23 protein-coding genes are annotated in these 24,648 nt (G+C 71.4%); 15 read left to right on the forward strand and 8 right to left on the reverse strand.

The window, feature by feature from the left end; genetic code table 11:
- Positions 1–5 precede the first annotated feature (5 nt).
- On the forward strand, positions 6–971 hold the full coding sequence (locus ACFV9D_RS35870) for an ABC transporter permease (RefSeq protein ID WP_385156217.1): 966 nt from the start codon (positions 6–8) through the stop codon (positions 969–971).
- Positions 964–1,809, forward strand: a complete 846-nt coding sequence (locus ACFV9D_RS35875) for an ABC transporter permease (protein WP_385156152.1) — start codon at positions 964–966, stop codon at positions 1,807–1,809. The genes ACFV9D_RS35870 and ACFV9D_RS35875 overlap by 8 nt, the downstream gene beginning before the upstream one ends.
- 62 nt (positions 1,810–1,871) lie before the next feature.
- Here ACFV9D_RS35875 and ACFV9D_RS35880 read toward each other — a convergent pair whose 3' ends face one another.
- On the reverse strand, positions 1,872–3,101 hold the full coding sequence (locus tag ACFV9D_RS35880) for an RNA-guided endonuclease InsQ/TnpB family protein (protein ID WP_385156155.1): 1,230 nt from the start codon (positions 3,099–3,101) through the stop codon (positions 1,872–1,874).
- Between the two features lie 285 nt (positions 3,102–3,386).
- On the opposite strand from ACFV9D_RS35880, the gene ACFV9D_RS35885 reads away from it, so the two are divergent.
- From ACFV9D_RS35885 to ACFV9D_RS35915, 7 genes are all read left to right on the forward strand, one after another.
- A complete protein-coding gene (locus ACFV9D_RS35885; protein ID WP_385156220.1) occupies positions 3,387–4,289 on the forward strand; it encodes an ABC transporter ATP-binding protein in 903 nt (300 codons plus the stop codon).
- Between the two features lie 185 nt (positions 4,290–4,474).
- Positions 4,475–5,134, forward strand: a complete 660-nt coding sequence (locus tag ACFV9D_RS35890; RefSeq protein WP_385156158.1) for an ABC transporter ATP-binding protein — start codon at positions 4,475–4,477, stop codon at positions 5,132–5,134.
- 80 nt (positions 5,135–5,214) lie between these two features.
- Positions 5,215–5,556, forward strand: a complete 342-nt coding sequence (locus ACFV9D_RS35895; RefSeq protein ID WP_385156161.1) for a hypothetical protein — start codon at positions 5,215–5,217, stop codon at positions 5,554–5,556.
- A 4-nt stretch (positions 5,557–5,560) separates the two neighbouring features.
- The gene (locus ACFV9D_RS35900; protein ID WP_385156164.1) at positions 5,561–8,110 is read left to right on the forward strand and encodes a substrate-binding domain-containing protein; all 2,550 of its coding nucleotides are present in this window, start codon (positions 5,561–5,563) and stop codon (positions 8,108–8,110) included.
- Positions 8,107–9,489: an extracellular solute-binding protein gene (locus tag ACFV9D_RS35905; protein ID WP_385156167.1), complete on the forward strand. Its 1,383-nt coding sequence runs from the start codon at positions 8,107–8,109 to the stop codon at positions 9,487–9,489. The genes ACFV9D_RS35900 and ACFV9D_RS35905 overlap by 4 nt, the downstream gene beginning before the upstream one ends.
- A 139-nt stretch (positions 9,490–9,628) precedes the next feature.
- Positions 9,629–9,823, forward strand: coding sequence for a hypothetical protein (locus ACFV9D_RS35910; protein WP_385156170.1), 195 nt, complete (start codon positions 9,629–9,631; stop codon positions 9,821–9,823).
- Between the two features lie 135 nt (positions 9,824–9,958).
- A complete protein-coding gene (locus ACFV9D_RS35915; protein ID WP_385156173.1) occupies positions 9,959–11,542 on the forward strand; it encodes a hypothetical protein in 1,584 nt (527 codons plus the stop codon).
- A gap of 53 nt (positions 11,543–11,595) precedes the next feature.
- On the opposite strand, the gene ACFV9D_RS35920 is transcribed toward ACFV9D_RS35915, so the two are convergent.
- The 3 genes from ACFV9D_RS35920 to ACFV9D_RS35930 form a co-directional block, all read right to left on the reverse strand.
- Positions 11,596–12,396 (reverse strand): VOC family protein, encoded by an 801-nt coding sequence (locus tag ACFV9D_RS35920; protein WP_385156175.1) that lies wholly within the window; start codon positions 12,394–12,396, stop codon positions 11,596–11,598.
- 107 nt (positions 12,397–12,503) lie between these two features.
- Positions 12,504–13,724 (reverse strand): phosphodiester glycosidase family protein, encoded by a 1,221-nt coding sequence (locus ACFV9D_RS35925; protein ID WP_385156178.1) that lies wholly within the window; start codon positions 13,722–13,724, stop codon positions 12,504–12,506.
- Between the two features lie 73 nt (positions 13,725–13,797).
- Entirely contained in the window at positions 13,798–14,157 is a 360-nt protein-coding gene (locus ACFV9D_RS35930; RefSeq protein WP_385156181.1) for a DUF779 domain-containing protein, read from the reverse strand.
- A 224-nt stretch (positions 14,158–14,381) separates the two neighbouring features.
- Here ACFV9D_RS35930 and ACFV9D_RS35935 point away from each other — a divergent pair, with 224 nt between their 5' ends.
- Both ACFV9D_RS35935 and ACFV9D_RS35940 read left to right on the forward strand, forming a co-directional pair.
- Positions 14,382–15,461 (forward strand): dihydrodipicolinate reductase, encoded by a 1,080-nt coding sequence (locus tag ACFV9D_RS35935; protein ID WP_385156184.1) that lies wholly within the window; start codon positions 14,382–14,384, stop codon positions 15,459–15,461.
- Positions 15,458–15,937 carry a carboxymuconolactone decarboxylase family protein gene (locus ACFV9D_RS35940; RefSeq protein ID WP_385156187.1) on the forward strand — a complete coding sequence of 160 codons (480 nt, stop codon included), beginning with the start codon at positions 15,458–15,460 and terminating at the stop codon, positions 15,935–15,937. Before ACFV9D_RS35935 ends, ACFV9D_RS35940 begins: the two co-directional genes overlap by 4 nt.
- Before the next feature lie 26 nt (positions 15,938–15,963).
- Here the strand turns inward: ACFV9D_RS35940 and ACFV9D_RS35945 are convergent, their stop codons facing one another.
- Entirely contained in the window at positions 15,964–17,541 is a 1,578-nt protein-coding gene (locus ACFV9D_RS35945) for a GMC oxidoreductase (RefSeq protein ID WP_385156190.1), read from the reverse strand.
- Positions 17,542–17,715: 174 nt separating this feature from the next.
- On the opposite strand from ACFV9D_RS35945, the gene ACFV9D_RS35950 reads away from it, so the two are divergent.
- Positions 17,716–18,345, forward strand: coding sequence for a hypothetical protein (locus ACFV9D_RS35950; protein WP_385156193.1), 630 nt, complete (start codon positions 17,716–17,718; stop codon positions 18,343–18,345).
- A gap of 24 nt (positions 18,346–18,369) precedes the next feature.
- On the opposite strand, the gene ACFV9D_RS35955 is transcribed toward ACFV9D_RS35950, so the two are convergent.
- Complete coding sequence (locus ACFV9D_RS35955; RefSeq protein WP_385156196.1) at positions 18,370–19,098, reverse strand: VOC family protein; 729 nt, start codon at positions 19,096–19,098, stop codon at positions 18,370–18,372.
- 179 nt (positions 19,099–19,277) lie between these two features.
- On the opposite strand from ACFV9D_RS35955, the gene ACFV9D_RS35960 reads away from it, so the two are divergent.
- Positions 19,278–20,498, forward strand: coding sequence for an aromatic acid exporter family protein (locus ACFV9D_RS35960; RefSeq protein ID WP_385156199.1), 1,221 nt, complete (start codon positions 19,278–19,280; stop codon positions 20,496–20,498).
- Between the two features lie 54 nt (positions 20,499–20,552).
- Here the strand turns inward: ACFV9D_RS35960 and ACFV9D_RS35965 are convergent, their stop codons facing one another.
- Positions 20,553–20,744 (reverse strand): hypothetical protein, encoded by a 192-nt coding sequence (locus tag ACFV9D_RS35965; protein WP_385156202.1) that lies wholly within the window; start codon positions 20,742–20,744, stop codon positions 20,553–20,555.
- A gap of 180 nt (positions 20,745–20,924) precedes the next feature.
- Here ACFV9D_RS35965 and ACFV9D_RS35970 point away from each other — a divergent pair, with 180 nt between their 5' ends.
- Entirely contained in the window at positions 20,925–21,203 is a 279-nt protein-coding gene (locus ACFV9D_RS35970) for a hypothetical protein (protein WP_385156204.1), read from the forward strand.
- Here the strand turns inward: ACFV9D_RS35970 and ACFV9D_RS35975 are convergent.
- A complete protein-coding gene (locus ACFV9D_RS35975; RefSeq protein WP_385156207.1) occupies positions 21,197–22,486 on the reverse strand; it encodes a sensor histidine kinase in 1,290 nt (429 codons plus the stop codon). The two genes, ACFV9D_RS35970 and ACFV9D_RS35975, sit on opposite strands and share 7 nt — an antisense overlap.
- A 315-nt stretch (positions 22,487–22,801) precedes the next feature.
- Here ACFV9D_RS35975 and ACFV9D_RS35980 point away from each other — a divergent pair, with 315 nt between their 5' ends.
- Entirely contained in the window at positions 22,802–24,610 is a 1,809-nt protein-coding gene (locus ACFV9D_RS35980; protein WP_385156210.1) for a S8 family serine peptidase, read from the forward strand.
- The last annotated feature ends 38 nt before the right edge of the window (positions 24,611–24,648 follow it).

Consider the following 24,648-nt stretch of genomic DNA (forward strand, 5'->3'; position numbering starts at 1 on the left):
GGGCCATGGCACGGATGACGGGACGGCGGGCCCTGTTCGCCGTCCCCGTCCTCCTCGCCGTCACGTTCGCGGTCTTCGCCGTCGCCGCGGCCTCCCCCTTCGACCCCGTCAAGGCCTACGCCGGCACCGCCGGACTCACCGCCTCGCAGGAGAACCTCGACCAGCTGCGCGCCAACCTCGGCGTCGACCAGCCGCTCGTCACCCGCTGGTGGGACTGGCTCACCTCCGCCCTGCGCGGCGACCTCGGCGACTCCAGCGTCATGCGCCAACCCGTCGCTGACGTCATCGCCGAGCGGATCGGCTGGTCCGCCCTGCTCGCCGTCACCGCCTTCCTCGTCGCCATCGTGCTCGGCACCGGACTCGGCGTCCTCGCCGGCCGTCGCCGCGGCGGCCTGCTCGACCGGACCGTCAGCTCCGTTGCGTACACCCTGGAAGCCGCCCCCGCCTTCTGGCTCGGACTGCTCGCCATCTGGTTCTTCGCACTGAAGCTCGGGGCGCTGCCGGCCGGTGGACTCACCGACACGGCGAGCGACACCGTCACCGCCGACCAGGTGGTCAGCCACCTCGTGCTGCCCGCCCTCGTCCTCGGCGTCTCCCAACTGCCCTGGTTCTTCCTGTACGTCAGGCAGGGCGTCGGCGACGCCCTCGAGGAGGACCCCGTACGCGGGGCACGCGCGCGGGGCCTGCGCGACCGGACCGTCCTGCTCGGCCACGCCCTGCGCTCCGGAATGCTGCCCATGCTCACCCTGGTCGGCTCCCGCGTCCCCGAACTCATCACCGGAGCCCTCCTCGTGGAGACCGTCTTCAGCTGGCCCGGCATCGCCGCCGCGACCGTCCAGGCCGCGACCTCGGTGGACTTCCCGCTGCTCGCCGCGCTCACCGTGCTCGCCACTGCCGCCGTACTCCTCGGCAACCTGATCTCCGACCTGCTGTACGGGCTCGCCGACCCGAGGGTGGGCTTCGATGGCTGATCGGTCCGGGCGCCGGACCCGACGCGTGCGGCTGTGGTCCTCCGCGGGGATCGTCGGCGCGGTCGTCCTCGCCGTGCTCCTCGTACCGCCGCTGGTCCAGCTCGACGAACAGGCCGTCGACCTGTCGCTGAAACTCCTCCCGCCGTCCTGGGAACACCCCTTCGGCACCGACGACGTCGGCCGCGACCTGCTGCTGCGCTGCGTCTACGGGCTGCGGATCTCGCTCCTCGTGGGGCTGGTCGCCGCGCTCGTCGCCACCGTGATCGGCACCGCCGTCGGCGCTGCGGCCGCTTCCCTGGGCGGCTGGACCGACCGGGTCGTCATGCGGATCGTCGACGCCTTCTCCTCCGTACCGCATCTGCTGCTCGGCATCTTCATCGTCGCCATGTTCCGGCCGGGCGTGTGGCCGGTGATCGTCTCCGTCGCCCTCACCCACTGGTTGTCGACCGCCCGGATCGTCCGCTCCGAGGTGCTCTCGCTGCGCTCGCGCCCCTACGTCGACGCGGCGATCTCCGGCGGCGCCTCGCGGTGCCGGGTGACCGCCCGCCACCTGCTGCCCGCCGTCCTGCCGCAGGCCGGACTCGCCGCCGTCCTGATGGTGCCGCACGCCATGTGGCACGAGTCGGCGCTCTCCTTCCTCGGCCTCGGCCTGCCCAGCCACCAGGCCAGCCTCGGCAACCTCGTCCAGTCCGCGCGCTCCTCGCTGCTCGCCGGCGACTGGTGGCCGACGCTCTTCCCCGGCCTGCTCCTCATCGTGCCGACGCTCGCGATCGCCGGGCTCGCCGGAGCGTGGCGGGACCGGCTCAATCCGCGCCGTCGATCGGAGCTGATGCTTTGAATCCTCCCCTCCCTGGAGGGAGAGGATTCCTCACCCTCCAGGGCTGACCGGGGATTTCTAGCTCACGCTGCCCGATGGGGCAGCGCCCCGTCTGGACTTCCACGATCAGCATTAGCCGGGTTGAGACCAGCCCGGACCAGCATGACGCGGGCGGAGTTCTTATCCCTGGGGGATACGGCTCCGCACGCGGTGCAGGCGTACGTTCGTTCCGAGAGAGGTAGTGCGTGCTTGGTTCTCGCTTCGCACTGCGCGCATTCCATCGTGGTGTGCGCAGGGTGCACCAGGCGGACATCCCGCCCGTGCTTGAGGCCCATTTCGATCAGGGCCGCCTTGGTTGCCGAGATGGCGGCGTCGGCGGCCTTGCGGGCCATGGTGGTCTTCGCGAGGGCCTCGGGGCGGAAGTCTTCCACCGCCAAAGCGTCGTGGTCGCGGACGACCTTCTTGGCCCATTTACGGCCGGTGTCCTGGCGTTGCCTGGCCACCTTCTTGTGCAACTTTGCCGTCTGCCGCTTCGCTTCGCGGTAGCTCTTCGAACCAGCCTGCCCGCGCTTCGGCTTCCGGCGCGCCATCATTCTCTGGTAGCGGGCGAGCTTCTGCGCGGCGGTTTTCCCGTGCTGGGCGTGGGGAAGGTCGTGGTCGTCGCTGGTGGTCGTGGCGGTTTCCTTCACGCCCCAGTCGATACCGATCACACGGTCGGTCTGAGGCAGCGTCTCGATGGTCGCCGGGATAACGAAGGAGGCGGACCAGGCTCCGGTGCTGTCCTGGTATACGCGGACGCTGGACGGGTCGGCCGGAAGTTCCCGCGACCACACCACCGTCAGGACGATGCCGCCCGCCAGGCGCAGACGGCCGTCTTTGAGACGGAATCCCCGCTTGGTGTAGTTGAGGCTGGGCAGGGCCTCACGCTTCTTCTTCCAGCGGGGCATCCCGGCGCGCTGCCGCATCGGCAGCAGCTCACGGATGTCCTTCTGCGCCTTGGCCTTGGACGTCCCGAAGTCGCGGATCAACTGCTGCTGCGGCACCGAGGAGCCCTCACGCAGCCACGCGGTGCGCTTGCGGGCCTCGGTCAGCATCTTGTCGAGTTGCGCCGGGCCGAAGGTGCGCTTGTCTGCACCCTCGGGGCGCTGCTTGTTCCACTTGTGGGTCTGCTTCGACTTCGCGACGCATTCGTTCCACACCCACCGGCACCGGTCCCACTCACCCATCAGGGCGGTGCGCGCCGTGGACGACACACGCAGCCGGAAGGTCCACCGGGCATGCCCGGCATCCTCCGTGATCGCTGCGGTCGTCATGCACCACAACCTATCTGGGAGGACTGACAGTTGAGAACAATCGATCTCGGTGGGCTTCCTCGCCCCGTCGCGGGGTGGACGCCGTTTCGCCCTGGCGGCGAAACGGCTACCTCTGCCCTGCTCTGCACGAGTCCGATGATGCCCCGCCCCAAAGGACGGGGCGTTCATCGGAGGAATCCGGTGAACGCCACGGACTCCCGCGTCGCACGAGCCCTTGATGCCGTCACCGCCGAACGCGCCGACGAGGCCGTCCTCAGCGTGCGCGGGCTCTCCGTCCGCTTCCGCATGCGCGGCGGACGCCACGTCGCCGCCGTCACCGACGCGGACTTCGACCTGGCGGCGGGGGAGTGCCTCGCCCTCGTCGGCGAGAGCGGCTGCGGCAAATCCGTCCTCGCCTCCGCGCTCCTCGGACTCCTGCCGGGCAATGCGCAGACGTCCGGCACGGCGCTGCTCGACGGCGTCGACTTGCTCGCCGCGGACGAGCGGACGCTGGCCCGCGCGGTACGGGGACGGCGCGTCGGACTTGTACCGCAGAGCCCGGCCGCCCACCTCACCCCCGTGCGGACCGTTCGCGCCCAGCTGGAGGAGACCGTCCGCGAGCTGACCGGCGTCCCGCGGCGGGAGCGGCGCGCAGCCGCCGAGGCGGCGGCGGAACGGGCCGCGTTCCCGGCCGGGCACCTCGACCGGTACCCGCACGAACTCTCCGGCGGCCTCGCGCAGCGCGCGGCGACCGCGCTCGCCCTCATCGGTGACGCCCCGCTCCTCCTCGCCGACGAGCCGACCACCGGCCTCGACCGCGACCTCGTCGAGCGGACCGTCGACGAACTGCGCCGCCACGTCGACGAGGGCCGGGCGCTGCTGCTGATCACCCACGACCTGGCGGCGGCGGAACGGATCGCCGACCGGGTGGCGGTGATGTACGCGGGCCGGATCGTCGAGACGACGGCCGCCCACCGCTTCTTCGGCGAGCCGGGCCCGCGCCACCCGTACGCCCGCGGCCTGCTGGACGCCCTGCCCGACCGTGCGTTCACCCCGATCCCCGGCTTGCCGCCCGAGCTGACCGCACTGCCGCCGGGCTGCGCGTTCGCCCCGCGGTGCACGCGTGCGACGGCGGCGTGCGACGCACTTCCCGAACCGCTGGCGGGCGTCGCCTGCCACCATCCCGTGGGCCTGGGCCCCGATGCGTAGCCCCTGCGGCCGGGTGGCGCGCCCGGGCGCGCACCCGTGGGGCTTGCCCGCAGCCGGGCCGTCGGTGGCCCGCGGCCGCGTGGCGCGGCTCGGCGCTGACCCGTGCGCGCCCGCCGCCCGGCCTTCGGTGGCCCGCGGCCGTTCCCGCGGCCACGTCTTCGCTCCCTTCGCACCAGGAGTGCCCCGTGCTTGAACTCGACGCCATCACCGCCGGCTACGACCGCCGCGCGCCCGTCTTCCGTGGTGCCTCGCTCACGATCGCGCCCGGCGCGTCGGTCGGACTCCTCGGTCCCAGCGGGTGCGGCAAGTCCACCCTCGCCCGGGTCGCCGCACTGCTCCACCGCCCGGAGGTGGGGCGTGTCACGATTGACGGGGAGAAGGCGCGGGGCTGGCGCCACCAGGCGCCCCGGTCGCAGCGAACGGCGGTCGGCGTGGTCTTCCAGCAGCCCCGGATGTCCGCGGACCCGCGCCTGCGGCTGCGCGACCTCATCGCCGAACCGCTGCGCGCCACCGGCCGCCGCCCGGAGGTCGAGACGCGGCTCGCCGAACTCGCCCCGACGGTCGGCCTGACGGCCGACCTGCTGGCCCGCCGCTCCCACGAGGTCAGCGACGGCCAACTCCAACGCGCCTGCCTGGCCCGGGCGTTGGTGCTGCGTCCCCGCTGGCTGGTCTGCGACGAGATGACGGCGATGCTCGACGCCTCGACGACGGCGGCCCTGGTGGCGGCGGTGGAGGCGTACCGCGCGGAGTCGGGCGCGGGCCTGCTCGCCGTCGGCCACGACCGTGTCCTCCTGGACCGCTGGTGCGACCGCACGGTCGAGTGGTCCGCCTGCGTGGCGGCCTGACATCGAATTGTTGCCACAAGCGGATCGTGCCCGGGGCAACTACCGTGCCATCATGGTGAGTTATGACGCCAGGGGAGGGTGTGACGAAGCAGGAGATCCGCATCAGGCCGGTCCAGGAGACATCACACAGTGATGTCGATGCGCTGCTGACCTGGATCACGCGGGAGCCGATGGTGCAGGAGAGGATCGAGAAGAGGGAGTTACGGGTCGAGCAGCGGGCTACTCCGGATGAGCACGGCACCCCGATGGGCCTGGGGACCGAGATCGCCCTCATCGTGCTCCAGGGGGTTACCGGCCTCGTCCTCGCCGAGCTGATGGAGCAGGTGAAGAGCGCGGTCCGGGAGTGGCAGGAGAACCGCCGGTCGGTCGGGGAGGACGATCCGCCCGACTTCGACGTCACCTCGGACGGCGACGCGAGGTAGCCCGGTGGCGCGCTTCGACCCGCGCGGAAGGACGAATCACGCCCTGCTCGTCACGGTGCCGGAATACACCTCCGATCTGCCACCGGATCCCTCCGGCGTACTGGGCGACATCGCGGCTGTCCGGCACAACGGCACGGAGCTGGAGAGAGTGCTGCGCGCGGGCGGGGTGTTCCGCGAGGAGGACATCACCACCAGCAGCCCGGCGGGATCCGATCGGTTCTTCCGGGACCTCATGCGCGCCCGTGACCGGGCGGACGGCCTGCTCCTCGTCTATTTCGCCGGACACGGCCTGGTGTCCAGCTACAACGAGCCGGACGAACTGTGGCTCGCCATGCCCCGCACGACGATCGTGCCCGGAAACCCGCCGGTGTTCCTACAGGCCGTCCGATGGAGCGAGGTGCTTTCGGCCCTGTGCCAGGCCACCGCGGAACAGGTGGTGGTCGTCCTCGACTGCTGTTACGCCGGCAACGCCTCGGCGGCCTGGAACAGGCTGCCGACGGACCACCGCGAGCGCATCTCGCTGCTTGCCTGCGTGCAGGCCAACGACAGGATCGACGCGGGCGACGCGACCACGCCCACGCCGTTCACAGCCCAACTGGTGCGCGCACTCGACGAGGGCGTAGCCGACGGCGGCGAGGTGAGTTTCAGCTCGCTCGCCGACGCGCTCAGGTCCTACATGTCCAAGAATCACACCACTCTGCGGAAGAAGCCGACCCCATGGGTGCCGCAGAGCTGCCCGGCCGACGGCACGGACGTCGTCCTGGCGGCGGTGCCCCGCCATGACGTCGAGGAGGTGCCGCCGGACACACCGCCGCCCCCTCCTGTCGATCCGCCGAAGCCCGACGGACGATGGCGCCGCATCCCCGTCCTGGCCCTGGCTGTCCTGGCATTGACGCTGGCCGTCCTGCTCGGGTTCGCGGTCTTCCGCGCCCCGTCGGGAAGCGCGTGCACGCCTCCCCTGGAGCTGAGGCTGCTCACCGACGCGGACGCCGAACCGACCGTACGCAAGGCGGTCAACGCCTATCTGGAGTCGGCCGACAACCGGGAAGGCGACTGTCGGCGCAGCGGCATCACCGTCTACCGCGCCAAGGCGGCCGATGCCGTCGCCGCCTTCCGTAACTCCTCCCACTTCTGGCAGGACCCCGACCCCGAGACCAATCCCCAGCGGGACGTCGGACCCCAGCCCGACATCTGGATTCCAGGCTCGGCCGACGCTGTCGATCGCGCACGGTCCTACGGCGGAGGCGGATCCTCGGTGAAGCTGCGGGCGGACAAGCCGTTCGTCCACTCGCCGATGGTCCTAGCCGTCCCCGCGCACCTGGCCGAAGGATCGGAGAAGGACCGCTCCGGCCGCCCGCTCGCCCAGTTCGTCGAGGCGCTGAGCGCGCGGGCCGACGGTGCCGCCGTGGCGCGGACGGACCCGGAGCACACCGACTCCGGACTGCTCGCCACGGTGGGCCTGTACGGGAACCGGCACGGCGCCGCGACCGGCGCGGAACGGGGTCTGGCGCCCGGACGGCCGCTGCCCGACGGCCGCGCCCTGCTGTGCGAGCTGCCCAAGTCGGCCGCCGTCGACACGAAGACCGCCGCGCTTGTGCCGGAACACCTGCTGAAGACGGGGGTGGGCTGCGGCCGTCAGACACGGACTCCCCGCGTGGCCGAGTACCCGGCCGACGTGCCCCGGCTCACCCTGCCGTTCGTACAGGTCGTCTGGGACGGCGCCGACCGGGACAAGGACGCCCGCGACGGCGCCGTCGAACGGTTCCGTGACTGGCTGACGGGCTCGGACGGGGTGGCGGTGTTCACGGCCGATGGCTACCGTGCCGGGCCGGGCGACACCCCGCCCCCGGCCTCTCCGTCCGTGTCACCACCGGCCACCGGCGCTCTCGCCGATCCCGGCAGGCTGCCGGACGCCGGCGAGGCCAAGACGATGAACGCCGCCCTGGAGGCGTACCGCAAGGCCAACGGCCCCGGGCGGGTGCTGTTCCTGCTGGACAACTCCGGGTCGATGAAAGACGTGTGGGACGGACCGGGCGGCGCCCCCGGGATCATCCGGCAGTCCCTTGGGGGGCTGGGCGGCCAGGACGAGTACGGCGTGTGGACGGTGTCGTCGTCGCCCGGAGCCACCCGCCCGTACACCCCGCTGCTGGCCGTCGGCACGCACAGGAACCGCGACGAGGCCAGGAAGACCGTCGGAGGGGCCCGGGTCGAGGGCAACGAGGCCGATCCCCTCCGGGCGCTGCGTGCCGCGTCGACCGCCATGGAGACGGAGGGCGAGGGCGACGACAGCCGCCCCCGGCTGATCGTCTACGTCACGGACGACGAGGACAACACCCGTATCACCCCCGCCGATCTGGAGGGAATGCTGGCGGCCCTGCGGCAGGGCGGGGTTCCGGTCGTCATGGCATCCCTGTCCGTCGGGGGCTGCGCCAAGGGCCGCATGGACGAGCGGATCGCCACGGCGAGTGGCGGACGATGCCTGGACAGCTCGGGGGATCTCATCGCCGGGCTGCGGGACGAGGTCGCCAGAACCGGCACAGGGGAGGGGACATGACAGCCCGCACATCCCGCCGTACCACCTTCCTCCTCGCATGTCTCCTCGCGCTCGGCGCATGCACGGGGGGAGACGGCAAGCCGCCGCCCGAGAAGACACCCGACCCCGGCGCCCCGCTCCTGATCGCCAGCGGCCGTGACGTGACCGGCAAGGGCGGCATCCGCGAGAAGCTGATCGAGGAGTGGAACAAGCGGCCCGGCAACACCCACCAGGCGCGGCTGGTCGAGCTGCCGGGCTCCGCCGACCAGCAGCGCAGTCAGCTGCTCGGGGCCCTCCAGTCGGGCAGCGCCCGGTACGACGTGGTCAACCTGGACGTCACTTGGGTCCCCGAGTTCGCCGAGGCGAAGCTCATTCAGGAACTGGAACCCGGCCTTGTCGACGACGACGTCATCGAGTCCGTCGCCCGCACGGCGAGCTGGGACGGCAAGACGTACGCCGTCCCCTTCAACACCGATGTGGGACTGCTCTACTACCGCCGCGACCACTTGGAGAAGGCGGGGGTGCAGGCGCAGAACACCAGCCTGGGCGAGAACACCACGTGGGAGCAGGTACGCGACCTCATCAGGGACGTCGGCAAGGCCGACCTCCCTGAGTACGAGGCGGGCTGGACGACACAACTCGCCCCGTACGAGGGCCTGACGGTCAACGGCATCGAGGCGTTCGCCTCGGTCCTGGATCAGGGCCTGACCGACGAGCACGGCCGCTACACGGGCACCGTGAGCGGCCTGGAGGACGGTCTGGAGGAACTGCGCGCCCGTACCGAGAGGTCGTATCTCCTCCCGGACGCCACCGGCTCCGACGAAGCGGCGTCCCTCACCGACTTCATCAACGGCAGGACCACGTTCCTGCGCCACTGGCCCTATGCCTACCGCACCATCCACCAGTCGCTCACGTCCGAGCAGCTCGGCGTCGCTCCGTTGCCCGGCAAGGCGGCCCTGGGAGGCCAGAACCTCGCCGTCACCATGTCCGCCTCGGGCGCGCGCGCCGACGCGGCCAGGGATCTGCTGAGGTTCCTCACCGACAAGAGCAGCGAACGCTGCCTGCTCGACGCGGGGTTCGCTGCCACGCGTCAGTCCGCGTACGAGGACGACACGGTCTCCTGCCGGCTCCTGGCAGGTGCCGCCCCCTCGGCCCCGGCGGAGAGTACCGACCGCATGCCGCGTAAAGAGGGACGCCCGGAGTACGCGGCGACCACGCTTCTCCCCGCGCTGAAGGGCGCGACCGTCGAACGCCCGCGCACACCGCATTACGGGGCCTTCAGCCAGACCTTCACCACCCATCTGACCCGGCTGTTCGGCGACAGCCCGCCGAAGGTCAAGGAGCTCGCACACGAGCTGGACTCGGCTCTCCGACACGTCCTGCCCGACCCCTCCCGGTGAATCCGTCGGCTCCCCTGAATCCCTGACGGCGAATGTCACCCGTATGGCAGGCATGCCGTACGGCCGGACGGCGCCCCCACTGCGCCACACTGGCCGCCGAACGCCGCGATTCCGGCGCGGCGCAAGGAGGGTGTGGGCGATGGCCGTGTCCATTTCTGTCGTACTTCTTCTGCTCGTCCTGGCGGTGATCTTCCTCCGCAACGGCGGCCTCAAGCTCTCCCACGCGTTGGTCTGCGCCCTGCTCGGCTTCTTCCTGGCCGGTACGAGCATGGCGCCGACCATCCAGAACGGGGTCGCCGCCACCGCCAACGTGGTCAGCAGCCTCAGGCCCTGACGCCCCGGGGCGGGCGCGTGACGTTTCACGATCATGAAGTGCCCGTGAAACCAGGGGCAGTTGCATGTACAAGTCACATGCTCGGGCCTAACGTCGGCCGCCGGCGCGACCGACGTACGCACCCGAGGAGCCGCATTGACCACCCCCCGAAACCGAGCCCGCGGGCTCGCCCTGATCGCCGCGGTGAGCGCGACCGCCCTCGCGTTCGCCACCCCCGTCGCCCTCGCCGACGACATACCCTTGGCCCCCGGCCACCGGCTCGTCGACCACTACGACGGTGCCCCCGCACCCGCCCGGCCCATCCCGGGCGCGGCACCCGCCCAGCACCCGTACCTCGCACCCAACGGGCGCAGCGGGATGCACGCGGACGGTGCCGGCAGCGGCACCCACCCCTTCTCCGGGCCGCTCGGGCGTGACCCGCAGGTCTCCAGCGAGAAGATCGCCGCCCTCGGCGGCGAGTGCGCCACCGTCACCTTCGACTCGGCCGGCCGGATCCTCACCGTCTGCGGCACCTTCTCCGGCTTCCTGCTCAAGCTGCTCGACCCCCGCACCCTGGACACGCTCGCCGAGTACAAGCTGCCGCAGCGCTCCTCGACCGTCGAGGCCATCACCCGCCTGGACTTCGAGAAGATCTTCAAGGACACCTCCGGCGGTGCCTACTTCTACCTCGACGACCAGGACAGGGTCGTCCTCGCCGACTCCCGCCAGCACATCCTCCGGATCGCACACCGTCAGAAAGCCGACGGCGACTGGGAGTTCACGGTCGAGGACGACTGGGACCTCACCTCGCTCGTCCCGCACGACTGCGTCAGCTGGACCAACCTCTTCCCGAGCGGCGTCTGCGACCCCGTCACCTCCGTCATGCCCGACTGGGACGGCCGCATCTGGTGGGTGACCCGGCTCGGCCGGGTCGGCACGGTCGACCCCGCCACCGGCACGCTGCGCTCGGTGCGGCTGGCCGGCGAGGAGATCCAGAACTCGTTCTCGGTCGCCGAGGACGGTGTCTCCATCGTCTCCGACCACGCGCTCTACAGCTTCCGCGCGGACGGCGACGGCACCCCGCGGATCCAGTGGCGCCAGACGTACGACCGGGGGACCGGCACCAAGCCCGGGTCGGTGAACCAGGGTTCGGGCACGACCCCCGACCTCTTCGGTGTCGACACGGACTACGTCGCCATCACCGACAACGCCGACGACCGGATGAACGTCCTCGTCTACCGGCGTGACGCCGGTGTCCCCGAGGCCGAGCGCCTCGTCTGCAAGGTCCCGGTCTTCGGCTCCGGCGCCTCCACCACCGACAACTCCCTGATCAGCTGGGGCGACAGCCTCGTCGTCGAGAACAACTACGGCTACGAGAACCCCGGCACGCTGACCTTCGGCCGCAGTGTCGTCGGCGGGGCGACCCGGATCGACGTCCGGCCCGACGGCAGCGGCTGCGACACCGTCTGGGAGAGCGACGTCCGCTCACCCTCCACCGTGCCCAAGCTGTCCACCGCGAACGGACTCCTCTATTTCTACGAGAAGGAGCCCAACGCCTTCGGGATCGACGCCTGGTACCTGACGGCCGTCGACTTCCGCACCGGCAAGCGCGCCTGGAAGCGGTTCACCGGCACCGGCCCGCTGTACGACAACAACTGGGCCCCGATCACCATCGGGCCCGACGGTATCGCGTACGTGGGGGTGTTCAACGGCATCGTCGCCGTCCGCGACGGCGGCTGAGACGCGACGGTGCCCGGGGCCGCCACGGCCCCGGGCACCGTCCCGCGTACCGCTCAGACCATCTCGGGCATCTCGCCCTCGGTGGTCTTCACGTCGATCACGGCGAAGGCCGCGCCCTGCGGGTCGACGATCGTCGCGAACCGCCCGAAGGGGCTGTCCATCGGCCCGAAGACCTTCTGGCCTCCGAGCTTCACGGCCTTGTCGACCGCCTGGTCGCAGTTGTCGACGGCGAAGTAGTTCTGGATGTAGGACGGGACCTCGGCCGGGAAATCCTCCGGCGTCATCTTCATCCGCCCCAGGACCGGCGTGTCGCCGCCCAGGTCGAAGACCTTGTAGTCCATGTGCTCGTCGGCCATCTTCTTGGCGTTGTAGCCGAACACCGACGTGAGGAAGTCGTCCGACTTCGCCGGCTCGCGGGTGAAGACCTCGGCCCACGCGAAGGACCCGCTCTCGCCCTCCAGCTCGAAGCCCTCGTGCGTGCCGGGCTGCCAGACGCCGAAGACGACGCCCGCGGGGTCCTGCGCCAGACACATCGAGCCGAAGTCGCCGACGGCCATCGGCTCCATGACGATGGTGCCGCCGCTGCTCTTGATCTTCTCGGCCGTGGCGGCGACATCGGGCGAGGAGAAGTACAGACACCAGGCCGACTGCGGCGGGGCGTCCTGCCCCGGCATGGGCGGGACGACGGCCGCGACCGCCTTGCCGTTCTTGTAGGCCTGGGTGTAGTTGCCGTATTCCGAGGAGGCTTCGCCGAAGGTCCAGCCGAGCACCTCGCCGTAGAAGTTCTTGGCTCCTTCGACATCGGTGAACATCGCGTCGAGCCAGATCGGCGCGCCTTCAGGTCGTGCGGCCATGACGGTGACTCTCTTCCGATCGATGGTGGTTCTCGATGGGGTTTCCGAGTCCCACGCTAGCCAGCACGGACGCCCCGCGCGCGGTGACGGAGCGTGTTCGTGAGGGTTCAGCCGTGCGAGAAGATACCTATACCGTTCGGTACGGGTCGCTCGACCTCTGCGGCGGGATGGTTGCGCACGGTGACAGCACCGGTGGTGTCGGCGTCCCGGGCGACCAGCGTCGAGGAGCCGCCGCCGTCGAGGCTGAACGCGTCCTCGGCCCCTGCCCGGGCCATCACCGAGGCGACCTCGGCGATCGTCAGCCCGGTGCGGAACTCGGGCGCCCCGTCCAACGCCATCAGCAGCAGCCGGCGCCCACGGTCCGTGACACCGGCCGCCGAGCGGACGGCCGCGGTGCTCGCGTCGAGGCCGGGCAGCGGACCGCCCGCGCGCAGCACCGGATAGCCGCCGACCGCGAAGCGGTACGGGACCCGGGACCCGTCCGCGACCAGCCGATGCCGTATGCCGACGCGGTCGCCCACGGCCAGGGAGCGCAGCCGCCGCGCGCCCGCCTCCCGGCCCACCAGGATCTCGGAGTCCCTGGCGATCGTGCCCCGGCCGGGCGTGTCGGCCACCGCCACGACCCGTCCGTCGCGCACCGTCACCTCGTACGTCTCCTCGCTGCACGGCGCCGCGCGGTCCGTGTCCGTACCGCAGGTGGCGCGCAGCCGTGAGACGGCGCCCCAGTCGGAGGTGAACGCCCCGACCGAGCCGACCGGCAGCGCGTACTGGTTCAGGCCGCCGAGCGGGAGTGTGCCGGCGGGCGTGGACACCGTGCCGTCCAGGGTGAGCCGGCCGAGCCGGGCCCGGCCGTCGACGCCCACGCCCAGCACCTCGCGCGTGTCGGTGCCCGGGGGCAGCGCGGGGCCGAAGCGCTGACCCGTCGGCACCGCCGCCTTCAGCGCCCGCCCGCCGGCGATCGCGGGACCGACCGGCGCGCCGGTCGCCTCGACGCCCGGGTGCTGCGTCTCGGTGATGTTGAAGAAGTCCCCGTTGACCCCGGCGACCGCGCCGCGCGTCCCGGCGAGCACCGACAAGGGGGCGCGCGCCCCGACGGCTCCGGGCGTCAGCAGATCGACGTCGACGCGCGAGCCGCGCAGATCGACGGAGAGCAGATGCACCCGGGCCGGTCCCTTGAGCCCGGCCACCTCGAAGGAGCGGTACGCGACACCAGGCGCCACCTCCGTCCAGACGGCGTCGGCCGTGCCCGGCGTGGCACCGGCGAGCAGGGCGCACCAGGCGAGCAGAACGGCCGGCACGGCGCGCGTACGCGCACTCGGACCCCGCACGATCCCCCCAGGCGTCGCGTCAAATTCCTGACGTATCAGGAGAGTTGACCAGAAGTCCGTTCCTGCGGAACGGCTAGGAGCCGACCAGCCGGGAACGGATGAGGAAACGAACTCCCTCGGGTGCTTCCAGCGAGAAGCCACTGCCGCGCCCCGGTACCACGTCCACGATGAGCCGGGTGTGACTCCACACCTCGAACTGGGACGTCGACATCCAGAACGGGACCGGTTCCGCGACGCCGGCGACGTCCAGCGAGGCGAGCAACACGTCGGAGCCGCCGGTGCGGAACTCCCCGTCCGGATAGCACATCGGGGCGCTGCCGTCACAACAGCCGCCCGACTGGTGGAACATCAGCGGCCCGTGGAGCTCTCGCAGCCGCCGCACCAGCTCGGCGGCGGCGGGGGTCAGCTCCACACGTGCCTCGGATCGGCCCATCTGCGGCCCCTTCCCGCTCGGTCGGCGTAACCAGCCAACACGGCCCGGGGTTGCGAAAGGGTTGCGGCCGTCCTCCTGCTCGAAGCTCATCCAGAAGGTGATCAGGCGGAGGGTCACCGTCATCCCGGCAGGGCAAGGAGTCCGTCGGGCGTGGGGAACGGTCGGGGTGAGCCGGTCCGTTCACGACCCTAGAAACTGACGGCCCGTCAGGTTAGTCTCCGCGCATGATTCCGACCGTCGTCTGGGGTACCGGAAACGTCGGCCGCGCGGCCCTGCGGGCCGTCGACGCCCACCCCGCGCTCGAACTCGCCGCCGTCCTCGTCCACGACCCCGCCAAGGTCGGCCGCGACGCGGGCGAACTCGCCGGCCTCGACCGCGTCCTGGGGGTCGCGGCGACCGACGACGTCGACGCCGTGCTCGCGGCCCGCCCCCGGGCGGTGGTGTACGCCGCGTCCGGCGACATCCGCCCCGACGAGGCGCTCGCCGACGTCGTCCGGGCGATCCGCGGGGGCGCGGTCGTCGTGACCCCCGCGCTCTACCCGCTCTACGACCCGCGCAGCGCCCCGCCGGAGTTCCGCGACCCGGTGCTCGCCGCCGTCGCGGAGGGCGGAGGCTCGCTGTTCGTCTCCGGCGTCGACCCCGGTTGGGGCAACGACGTACTGCCCCTCCTGATCAGTGGCCTCGGCACCACCGTCGACGCGATCCGCTGCCAGGAGATCTTCGACTACTCCACGTACGAGCAGGAGGACTCGGTCCGCCATCTCATCGGCATGGGGCACCCGATGGAGTACGAGCCGTTGATGCTGGCCCCGTCGATCCCGACCATGGTGTGGGGCGGCCAGATCCGGCTCATGGCCCGGGCCCTCGGCGTCGAACTCGACGAGATCCGCGAGACCTTGGAGCGGCGCGCCCTCGACACCACCGTGACCGCCCGGACGATGGGCGTCTTCGAAGCCGGCACGCAGGGGGCCGTGCGCTTCGAGGTGCAGGGGATCGTCGGGGGCGAACCCCGCATCGTCATCGAGCACGTCACCCGTATCCACCCCTCCTGCGCCCCCGACTGGCCGACGCCGCCCGACGGCACGGGCGCGCACCGGGTGGTCATCGAGGGACGCCCGCGCATCGAGGTCACCGTGGAGGCCAGTGACGAGGGCGAGAACCGCTCCGCGGGCGGGAACGCCACCGCCGTCGGACGGCTCGTGAACGCCGTCGACTGGCTCGTGAACGCCGAGCCCGGCCTGTACGACGCGCTCGACGTCCCACTGCGGCCCGCAGTCGGCACACTGGGAAGGAAGCAGACATGAGGATCGACGTCCCCGAGGGCAGGCACCCGATCGAGTACGTGTGGGGCGAGATCGTCCCCGAGATCGGGACGGCAGCCGCGAACTTCTCCCTGTCCGTCTACGCCCACACGACCCTGGGGCTGCGCGAGTTCGAGGCCGCGCGGCTGCGCATCGCGCAGGTCAACGGCTGTCTGTTCTGCCTGGACTGGCGGACCGACCGCGACGGCGAGAAGGTCGAGGAGTCGTTCGCGGACGCGGTGACCCAGTGGCGCACCACCGATGCCTTCGACGACCGCACACGACTGGCCGCGGAGTACGCCGAGCGGTACGCCCTGGATCATCATGGTCTCGACGAGGAGTTCTGGACGCGTATGACCGCGCACTACAGCCAGGCGGAGATCGTGGAGCTGACGATGAGCATCGGCTCCTGGCTGTCGTTCGGGCGGCTCAACCGGGTGCTCGGTCTCGACGCGGTGTGTGTGCTGCCCACACAGTGACGCGCACGGTGACCCGCACGGTGACCTCAGAGGTCGGTGGCGATGATCTTCTCGATGTTCCGTTCGGCGAGCGCGGTGATGGTGACGAACGGGTTGACGCTGGTGTTGCCGGGGATCAGCGCGCCGTCGATCACGTAGAGGCCCGGATGGCCGTGGAGACGGCCGTAGTTGTCGGTGGCCCGGTTGAGCACCGCGCCGCCGAGCGGGTGGTAGGTGAGATGGTCGCCCCAGATCTTGTACGCGCCGAACAGGTCGGTGCGGTAGATCGTGCCCTCCTTCGCGTTGATCTTGTCGAAGATGGTCTTGGCGGCGTCGATGGACGGCTGCTTCCAGGTGGTCTGCCAGTTCAGCTCGACGCGGCCCGCCGCGGCGTTCCACGAGAAGGCGGCGCGGTGCGGGTTCTTGGTGATCGACAGATAGAACGAGGCGTACGTCTCGATCCCCGTGGGCAGCGGAGCCACCTCGGCGAACGCCCCGCCCGCGGCCCAGTTGTCGATGCCGGCCGTCGGCATGGACGCCTGGAGCTTCCCGGTCGCGTCCCACATGTGGTTGGCGCGCCCGCACATGACGTTGCCGTTGTCCCCCCAGCCCTGGCCGATCTCGCCGTTGAGGTGGGGCAGCGCGCCGGTCGCCTTCAGCATGGTCAGCAGCTTGCTGGTGCCGACGCTGCCGGCCGCGAAGAACACCCGGTCCGCGACGACGGAGGTGGTCGCCGTGGTGTTCCCGCCCGTGTCGAGCCGGTCCATCACGACCGTGTAGCCGCCGCCTGACGCCGGGGACACCGACGTCACCTTGTGCAGCGGCGCGACGGTGACCCGGCCGGTCGCACGGGCCTGCGCGAGATAGGTCTTCTGCAGGCTCTTCTTGCCGTGGTTGTTGCCGTAGAGCACCTCGCCGGCGAGCGCGGACTTGGGGACGGCTCCTGCCGCCTCCTGCTTCATGTACTCCCAGTCGTACACGTTGGGCACGAAGACGAACGGGAACCCGGAGCGCTCGGCGTGCTTACGGCCGACCCGGGCGTACTGGTAGCAGGCGGCGCTCTCCCACCAGGCGGGGTCGACGTGGTTCACCCCGAGGCCGGCGTTGGCGCGGGGGTAGTAGACGTCGTACATCTCGTCGGCGTTCACGGACGGCAGGATCGCGCCGAAGTTCTCCCGGCGCGGGGTGACCGCCATACCGCCGTTCACCAGTGAACCGCCGCCGACGCCCCGGCCCTGGTAGACCGTGATGCCGCCGAACTCCTCGGCGTCCAGGATGCCGGTGTGCCGGGGCACGTCCTTGTCGAGCGGGAAGCCGAGGAACTGGCTCAGGGGCTGCTTGGTCCGGGTGCGGAGCCAGAAGGAGCGGTAGTCGGGCGTGGTCGTGTTGGCGAAGATCCTTCCGTCGGGGCCGGGGGTGTCCCAGGCCATGCCCATCTCGACCATGTGCACGTCCACGCCCGCCTGGGCGAGGCGCAGCGCGGCGACGGAGCCGCCGTAACCGGTGCCGATCACCAGGGCGGGGATGCGGGTCTGCGCGGTCGAGGCGAGGGCGTGAGAGGGGAGCGCCAAGGCGCCGAAAATAGAACCTGTTCCCGTGATGAAACCACGGCGTGAAACAGCCATGTGAGTCCCTCACTGTCGGTGGAATGGGAACGAGTTCTACTGCCGCCCGCATGGGAAGTCACGGCATACCGATTGGTAACTTTTGGGTGGATCGCTCAAGAATGAACGGGGCAAAGCCGACATTCTGATGGCCAGTTCTGATGAGTCAGAGATCCGCCCGAGCCCGGAGCACCCATGCCCCTGCCGACCCTCGCCCCCGACACCGTCGACCGTGCCGCGGCGCAGCTCTACGACACCGCCGCCTGGCAGGAGATCGTCCGGCATTGGGGCACCCCCGCGGGCACTTCCGAGGAGACGGCACCCGCCCCCGAGGAGACGGCACCCGCCCCCGAGGACTGGCGCCGGCTGCTCTCCGTCCCCGTCGACCAGCTCGTCGCCACCGCCCTCGCCGGCCTCACCGCGCCGCCGCCCACCGAACGACCACTCCCCGGACGGCTCGGCGCGATCCTGCCCGACCGGCTGCACGCCTGGCGCCGCATCGGCCAGGCCGACCTGCGCCCCTCCACCCACCTCGCCCACGCCCGCCGGGTCCTCGTCGAGTGGGGTTGGCAGAACCAGCCGTACCGCCTGCGTGACGCCCGGGGCGCCCGCTGCCTCTGCGGCGCCCTGCTCACCGCGCACCGCCTCGGCCACGGCAGCGCCGACACCATGAACCGCTCCGCCGCCTGGATCGTCACCGAACTGCGCGCCCAGGGCTGGACCGGCCTGATCGGCCCCTGGAACCGCGCACCGGGGCGTACGGCGGACCAGGCCCTGGCGCTCCTCGACGCCACCATCCACCGAGCCGCGCACGCGGGCGAGTGACCTCCCGGGCGGGGTGCCCGGCGATCACTCCACGCTGTCCGCCACCGTGAACAGTCCGCCGTCCGGGTCGCGCAGCGTCACGCGCCGGCCGTTCCCCGAAGGCAGGACGGCCGACGTGGTCGTGCCGCCCGCCCGGAGCGCCGCCTCGATGGCGAGATCGACGTCGGGCACCCGGAAGTGCACGTGCCAGCGCGGCCGGACCTGCGGATCGGGCGCCGCTTCCACCGCGCCGCCGTACAGCCGTGCGACGGTGATGCCCCCATGGCTCAGCACGACATGGTCGTCCTCGTACGCGACCTGGCAGCAGCCGGGCCGCTCGCCGGCCCAGTCCAGCACCTCGGCGTAGAAGATGGCCGCGTCGAAGGCGTTCCTCGTCCGCAGCTCCAGCCAGGCCGGGGCGCCGCCCTTGCCGACGCTCCAGTCGGGGATCACCTCGCCCTCCCAGATACCGAAGACGGCGCCCTCGCGGTCGGACGCGAGCGCCGCGCGCCCCGTGCCGAACCGCAGGGGTCCGACGGCCACGGTGGCGCTGCGCTCACGGATGCGGGCCGCGGTCACATCGGCGTCGTCCACGGCGAAGTACGGGGTCCAGGCGACCGCCACCGCCAGACGTGGCGCGAGCGCCCCGATCCCGGCGACCGGTGCCCCGTCGCTCAGTGCGACGGAGAACTCCTCACCCAGTCGGGTGGGCCGGAAGTCCCAGCCGAAGACGGCGCCGTAGAACGCCTCTGCGGCGCGCAGATCGCGGGCCATGAGACTGACCCAACAAGGGGCGCCGGACACCGCATGGCTCGAGGTCGACACAACCTTCATCCATCCGTCGTGGACGCGTGATCGTTCTCCATCCCACCGTACCCCCGTCGAGATCGCCATTCCGGCGAGCCGTCCCGGTACGGCGTGCGAACCCGCCGCGGGTGCGAAAGCCTGAAAAGGTGACGGACGTGCGCGGTGCGCTACGACAACGAGTGGCCGACCTGCTCGCGCGGCGCAGGGACCCGGCCGTCGTGCAGACGTTGCGTTCCACCGCCGCGGCGACGATCTCGTACGTCGTCGCCCTCCAGCTGAGCAGCGAGCCGGCCCCCCTGACCGCGCCGCTCACCGCCCTGCTGGTCGTCCAGGTGACGCTCTACTCCACGCTCACCACCGGGATCCGCCGGGTCAACTCCGTGGTCGTCGGCGTGATCATCGCGATCGCGTTCAGCGCCCTGGTCGGTCTGACCTGGTGGAGCCTCGGGCTGATCATCCTGGCCTCGCTGGTGGTGGGCCGCTTCGTGCGCGTCGACGAGTTCGTGCCCGAGGTCGCGATCAGCGCGATGCTCGTCCTCGGCGTCACGCAGGTCACCAACACCGCATGGGACCGCGTCCTCGAAACGCTGATCGGGGCGGTGGTGGGCATGCTCTTCAACGTGCTGCTCGTCCCGCCGGTCTGGGTCGCACCGGCGGGTGAGTCCATCGAGGACCTGGCGCGGCGCATGCGGCAGCTCCTGCTGGGCATGGGCGAGGGGCTCACCACCGCCTCGGCCGCCCACGCCGCCGCGCGCCGGTACGAGGCGCGGCTGTACGAGGCCCGCCGGCTCGACAACGACGTGGCCGACGTCGACGCGGCGCTGCGCCAGGCCGAGGACAGCCTCCGCTTCAACCCGCGCGTCAAGGAGGGGCTCCTGCACCGTGTCGTGCTGCGCACCGGGCTCGACACCCTGGAGATCTGTGCCGTCGTCCTGCGCGTGCTGGCCCGCACGCTCGCCGACCTCGCCAAGGAACGCCGGGGTGAGGAACTCTTCCCGCGCCATGTGGCGATCGCGCTCGAAGACCTCCTGGCACGTGTCGCGGACACACTGGTGAGCTACTCCGTCCTCGTCACCTCGGACGTCAGCGCGGACGCCGACGCGGCGGAGGAACGGCTCGCCGGGGAGCTCGTCGCGGCCCGCGCCGTCCGTGACCACGCGGCGGACCAGCTGCTCCGGGTCGTGCTGGCGGACCCCCGGCAGTGGCAGCTCCACGGCGCCCTGCTCGCCGAGATCGACCGGATCCTCGACGAACTGGATCTCGACCACCGCGGTCGCCGCCTGATGGAGGAACTCGACCGCCACTCGCGCGAACGCGCCGGGAAGAACCCGAAGCTGTCGGCGGTGCGTGACCGGATGGGGGTCTAGGGGGTCCGCACCGGATGGGGGTCCAGTGGGGGTCCGGAGTGGGGTTCCACAAGGTCACCGCCGGTCGTTCATCAGCTCCTGGAACGAGCTCATGCAGGGGGTGCAGTGACGGTCGGTCCTGTCGCGCTCTTCGAGGTGCTCCTCGTGGAGGGACTGCCCGCAGAGGGCGGTCGCGGTGCCCATGGCGGCCACGTGCCAGACGAAGACCCCGTCACGGGGCGCTATGCCGACGTGCATTTCGTACATGGTCGTTCTCCATGCTCGGCGGACGGTTGCCTCTCCAGTGCACCGGACGGAGGGGTGGTTGCACGCCTGGAAGAGGGCTGTTCGGGTGATGCCGTCCGGACCGCCGACCAGGCTGCGCAGGTGCCGGATGGCTACGCTGGTTCTGGGGGCGTGGACGGCGACCCGGTCGGAGGCGACCCCATGAGACGACGCCACCATTTCCACATCGACCACGCGGGGCACTCGATCAGCGTCACCGTCCAGACGGGCCGCACCGCCGTGGTGGAGGTCCTCGTCGACGGCAAGGAGACGGGCCACGCCACGGCCGGTTCCCACCACCCGGTGACCGTGCACATCGAGCTGCCGACCGAACCCCCGACACCGGCGACGGTCCGGGCGGCAGCCGGTCCCGGCATCCCGCGCTGCGTCCTCGAAGTGCCGGGCGTCGAACCGCAGGTCATGTCCCCGCGCCTCTACTGACGGGCGGGACCGACGGGCAGGCGCAGCACGAAGCGCGCGCCGCCGTCGCGCTCTCCCCGGCCCGCGGAGAGGCTTCCGCCGTGGGCGTGGGCGACCCACGAGGCGATGGACAGCCCGAGCCCGGTCGACCCCGCACCGCTGCGGAAGCGTTCGAACAGGGACTCCGCCACGCCCGGGGGCAGCCCCGGACCGGAGTCCTCGACGGTCACAGTGCCGTCCCGCGTGACCTCGATCCGGACGTCGGCGGGCACACCGGGGTCGTGACCGTGGGCGAGCGCGTTGCCCAGGAGGTTCGCCACGGCGCGCCGTACTAGCTCGGGATCGGCCACGACCACCGTCTCCTCGGCCCGCACCGTCACCCGGTGCCCCTCGGCCGGTGTGTCCGCGACCACCGCCTCCACCAGCTGGTCCAGGCGCAGCGGCTCCGGAGCGAGGCTCTGCGTCCCGCTCATCAGCCGGGCGCGGGTGAGCAGCCCGTCGACGAGGCCGCCCATGCCGTCCGCGAGCCGCATCGTGCGGCGCAGCACCTCGGTGCCGTCCGTCTCACCGCGCAGGGCGGTCTCGGCGAGCATCCGCAGTGAGGCGACCGGAGTCCGCAGATCGTGGGCCGCGTCGGCCAGGAACGACTCCTGCTGGCCCAGCACCGTCAACGCCGGGCGGATCGCCCGCCCGGAGAGCAGATGGCCGACGGCCGCCGACAGCAGGACGAGTACCGCGCAGCCGCCGGTCAGGAGCCAGGTCGTCCGCCGGTGCTCGGCCAGCGGAACCGCGGTCTCGTACGCGGTGACCACGACACCGTCCCTCCCGTCGGCGCCCTCGGCGTCGGGTGCGAAGAACGGCTCGGCGAAGAGCCGCACGGGCCGTCCGTCGACCGCACGCCGGTCGACGGCGACGACGTCCTGCGTGCGCACGGCGTCCTCCGCGGCCGCCCGGACGTCCGCGGGGCGGGCGGCCAGACAGGGCCGGTCCGGCGCGAAGTCGACCACGGGCCCGGATCCGTCGCGCGGCACGGAGAGCACCGTCAGCGGCGGGCAGCCGGCGTCGACGGTCTCGACGAGGTCGCGGGTGTCGATCCGGTCGTCCGCGTCGTACGTGAGCAGGCTGATCGCCTGCGTGGTGTCGAGGTTCATCGACTGGTCGAGCTGCTCGCGCCACCGCGCGTCGTCGCTGCGGACCGCGAGGACGGCCATGGTGACGAGCCCCACGGCGCTGGTGAGGGCGAACAGCGCGGTGATCCGCCTGCGGAGCCGGCGAACCCGCCCGGCGGGCGTCAGGGCTCTCATCCGGTGCCCTCCGACGCCGGCCGACGGCCGCCCCCACCCACGACGTCCTCCTCGACCGGCAGCACTCGCACGGCGCTCACGATAGCCGCCTGCCCGGGGTTCCCGCCGAGGTGGGACCCGGTACGGAACGAAGCGCCCATCGAGTCGGAAACCCACCCCGACCGACACCCCGTCAGGTCAACACTGTGTAACACCAACAGGCTTGTCGGACAGAATCCTTCCTTCCGCCCGGCATCGTCTGGGATCTTGCGTCCACCCCACACAACACACGGCCCGGCCGGCGCCACCAGCGTCACCGGGCCATCGGAGGACGCATTGTTTTCCCACATATCCAGCCGGCTGAGACTCTCGGTCGCGGCCGCCGCCGCCCTCGGCGCGGCCGTCGCTCTCGCCGCACCCGCCGGCCTCGCCCAGGCGGCGGAGTCGACCACCCCGGAGCCCTCCGGCACCTCGGTGTCGAGGACGGCCTCCGTCGCGGCCCCGGCCGCCTGGGCCGCCGGCACCCGCGCCTACCTGGTCATCACCGCTCCCGGTGACACCACGGCCGTGCGCACCGCCGTCGCGAACAACGGCGGTTCGGTCTTCGCGTCGTACGACGCCATCGGCGTCATCGTCGCCCACTCGACGTCCACGGGCTTCGCCTCGACGATGCGTACGGTCGCCGGCGTCCAGCAGGTCGGCGCCACCCGTACCTCCGACGTCCCCGCCGACGCCTACAACCCGGCGCTCCCCGCGAACCCGGCGCAGTCGCCGACGACGCTGACCGAGTCCAACCGCTGGGACATGACCCAGATCAAGGCCGACCAGGCCTGGGCCGTCACCACCGGCTCGGCCTCCGTCAAGGTCGGCATCCTCGACACGGGCGTCGACGACCAGCACCAGGACATCGCGCCCAACTTCAACGCGGCCGACTCGGTCTCCTGCGCCTACGGCAAGGCGGACACCCGCGCCGGCGCCTGGCGGGACGTCGGCACCCACGGCACGCACGTCGCCGGCACCGTCGCCGCGGCCAAGAACGGCAAGGGCGTCATCGGCGTCGCGCCGAGCGTGAAGATCTCCTCGGTCCGCATCGCCGAGCCGACGAGCAGCCTCTTCTTCGCCGAGAACACCGTCTGCGGCTTCATGTGGGCCGGCGACCACGGCTTCAAGGTCACCAACAACAGCTACTACACGGACCCGTGGCAGTTCAACTGCCCGGACAACCTGGACCAGGCCGCCATCATCGAGGGCGTCAAGCGAGCCCAGGCGTACGCCGAGGGCAAGGGCTCCCTCCAGGTCGCCGCGGCCGGCAACTCCAACTACGACCTGGCGAACAAGACGACCGACACCGAGAGCCCCAACGACTCGACGCCGGTCACCCGCACCATCACCAACGCCTGCATCGACATCCCGACCGAGCTCCCGGGTGTCGTGACGGTCGCGGCACAGGGCAACGGGGGCGCCAAGGCCTCGTACTCGAACTTCGGCAACGGCGTCATCGACATCGCGGCCCCCGGCGGCGACGGCGCCTCCGGCGTCTACTCGACGCTCCCGGGCGGCAAGTACGGCAACATGAACGGCACGTCGATGGCCTCCCCGCACGTGGCGGGCGTCGCGGCCCTGATCGCGAGCGTGAACCCGACGTTCACCCCGGCGCAGATCCGGGACCAGTTGGGTCTCCAGGCCACGGACCGGGCGTGCCCCTCCGACAGCCGCTGCACGGGTACGACGACCAAGAACGGCTTCTTCGGCGAGGGCCAGACCGACGCGCTGAAGGCCGTCGGCGGCACCACCCCGCCGCCCGGGAAGTACTTCGAGAACCTCGGCGACGTCACGATCGGCGACAACGCCACCGTCGAGAGCCCGATCACCGTCAGCGGCGTGACCGGCAACGCGCCGACCACCCTCAAGGTGGGCGTCGACATCAAGCACACGTACATCGGTGATCTGAAGGTCGACCTGGTGGCCCCGGACGGCACCGTCTACACGGTGCACAACCGGACCGGCGGCGGCACGGACAACATCGTCCAGACCTTCACCGTCAACGCCTCCTCGGAGGTCGCGAACGGCGTCTGGAAGCTCCGCGTCAACGACAACGCCGCGCAGGACACCGGCAAGATCGACGCCTGGAACCTGACCTTCTAGGTCGGGACCACGCGCGAAGGCGCCCGACCCGGCAGCAC

Origin of the sequence: Streptomyces sp. NPDC059875 (assembly GCF_042731085.1) — a bacterium.
GTDB lineage: Bacteria > Actinomycetota > Actinomycetes > Streptomycetales > Streptomycetaceae > Streptomyces.